The organism is Mesorhizobium sp. M7A.F.Ca.US.014.04.1.1, assembly GCF_003998745.1.
Classification (GTDB): domain Bacteria; phylum Pseudomonadota; class Alphaproteobacteria; order Rhizobiales; family Rhizobiaceae; genus Mesorhizobium; species Mesorhizobium ciceri.
In genome coordinates this window covers 1-2317 of the sequence record NZ_RZRW01000681.1, presented here as the reverse complement: position 1 = coordinate 2317, position 2317 = coordinate 1, and the positions used below count along the sequence as shown (strand labels likewise).

The following is a 2317-nucleotide window of genomic DNA, read 5'->3' as shown; positions in this document are numbered from 1 at the left end:
CGCCCGCCATATGCGTGCCGTAGCCGACGCCGGCCAGCAGCGGCATCGTATCGGGCACTTCGTCCGACGCCGCCCGCACGACGCGCTTGTATTCCTCAAGCGTCAGCGAAAAGAACTCGCCGGTACCGCCTGCGGCGAACAGCCCGCTCGCCCCGGCTGTGCCTTGGGCCGCGACATGGGCGCGGTAACCGTCCTCGTTGAAGGCACCGTCATCGTCGAAGAAGGTCAGCGGAAAGGACAGCAGCCCGCGCCCAAGGGATCTGGTCAGTTCGGTGGGTGAGAACGTCAAAACGAATACTCCGTGCGAGGGGCCGGCCGATGGGAGGTCGGGCCGGCAAGGATTGTTCTAGCCGTGACTTGCCGGCAGGTTCATATGAGGCCCGGCCGGACTTCGGCCGCGGCAGCTTCGATCGCCCTGGTGCCCAGGCCCGACTTGACGATGCGGATCAGTTCCTCCTCGCTGGTGTCGGCCGTGGAGGCATCGAGCGCGACCTCGCCCGAATGCAGGAAGTTGATGCGATCGCAGACTTCGAAAATCTGGTTGTAGTTGTGGACGATCAGGATCACCGAAACCTGGCGCTGCTGGCGCAGATTCTGGATCAGGCCCAGCACATGCGCGCTCTCGCGCACGCCCAGTGCCGCCAGCGGTTCGTCGAGCACCAGGATCTTCGGCGACGAATAGATCGAGCGGGCAACCGCAATGCACTGGCGCTGCCCGCCCGACAGGAGGTCGACCGTGCTGTTGACGCTGGGGATCGTGATGCCGAGCGTATCGAGATAGAGCTGCGCCTGTTCGCGCATCTTCCTATTGTCCAGCAGGTTCAGGCCAAGGAAGCGCTTGTGGTACTCGCGGCCCAGAAACATATTGTGAAAGACGCTGAGGTCGCCGATCAGAGCCAGGTCCTGATAGACGGTTTCGATGCCTTGGGCGCGCGCATCGCGCGGCGAGGCGAAACGCACCTCCTTACTTTGCGAGACGATCGTGCCGGTATCGGGCTGGTGGAAGCCGGACAGGATCTTGATCAGCGTCGATTTACCGGCGCCATTGTCGCCGACCAGCGCCAGGACTTCGCCCTGGCGCAATTTGATCGAGACGTCGACGAGGGCGGTGACGGCGCCAAAACTCTTGGAGATGTTGGACATCTCCAGCACGACAGGCGCATCGGGTGCCAGCGGCGGAATGGTTGGCGAATTCATACGCGCCTCCGTGTGCGCAGGCGGTCGACCTGGATTGAGAGGATCATCGCGGCGATGATGGCCGCGCCGAGATAGATGTCGGACACAGTGGCCTGGGCGCCGATCATCACCAGGCCGTTGTTGAGCGAGGCGACGACGAAGGCGCCGATCAGCGCGCCGATGACGGTGCCGGAGCCGCCCAGCAGGGAAGTGCCGCCGATGACCGCCGCCGCGATCGCCTGCAAGGTAAGGAACGGGCTGCCGGCCTGCGGATCAGCCGAGGTGAACTGGGCGGTGTTGATGATGCCGGCGAAGGCGGCGCAGCCGCCGGCGATCATGAAATTGTAGATCTTCATGCGGTCGGTGCGCACGCCGATCTCGCGGGCGCCGATGATGTTGGAGCCGGTGGCGATGGTGTGCAGGCCGAAGGTGGTGCGGTTCAGCACCAGCGCCAGCACCAGCACCACCAGCACCGCCCACAGGAAGGGCGTGAACGCGGTGATGCCATGCCAGGACAAGAGCGCATCCGACGGCTGGTACAGGCTCTGCCCGAAGATGGCGTTGAAGGGCTGCTCGACCGGCGCCACGATCGGTTGGCTGTTGTAGATCGAGACGACGATGCCTTGCAGGAAGAACAGCATGCCGACGGTGGTGATCAGCGACGGCACCTTGAAGCGCACGGTGATGATGCCGTTGATGGCGCCGACCAATATGCCGATCAGCACGCCGATCAGCGCACCGACGGCCAGCGGCACGCCATAGGTGACCGACAGCAGCGCCATGACGTAGGGTGCGATCGAGAAGATGGCGCTGAGCGACAGATCGATTTCGCCGGTGATCATCAGCATGACTTCCGCCGCGGCGATCAGGCCGAGCCGGCCGGTGTCGCGCAGCACGACGCTCATGAATTGCGGCGACAGGAAGCCGCCATCGCTGCCGAACTGGAAATAGATCACGAGCACGATGGCGACCACGGCGATGCTGGCCTCGCGATAGCGCGACAGCAGGATCAGCAGCCTCTCGGTCATTGTGTGCGGAACCTTGACGCCGGTCTTCTTCGCAGGCTTGGTTTCTGTGGGCGGCACTCTTGTCTTCCTGATTTCGAACTTTGGGCGAAGAAGAGGATCGGCGACGGCTGCCC

Annotated in this window: 3 protein-coding genes; all 3 read right to left on the bottom strand. The window is 63.8% G+C overall.

What is annotated here, in order from left to right; translation table 11 throughout:
- Window positions 1-289: dihydrodipicolinate synthase family protein (locus tag EOA22_RS29870; protein ID WP_206521359.1), on the bottom strand; the 289-nt coding region annotated here is incomplete at its 3' end.
- Between the two features lie 80 nt (window positions 290-369).
- Window positions 370-1197: an ATP-binding cassette domain-containing protein gene (locus tag EOA22_RS29865; RefSeq protein ID WP_063170659.1), complete on the bottom strand. Its 828-nt coding sequence runs from the start codon at window positions 1195-1197 to the stop codon at window positions 370-372.
- Window positions 1194-2261: an ABC transporter permease gene (locus EOA22_RS29860; RefSeq protein ID WP_063170658.1), complete on the bottom strand. Its 1068-nt coding sequence runs from the start codon at window positions 2259-2261 to the stop codon at window positions 1194-1196. The genes EOA22_RS29865 and EOA22_RS29860 overlap by 4 nt, the downstream gene beginning before the upstream one ends.
- Window positions 2262-2317 lie beyond the last annotated feature (56 nt).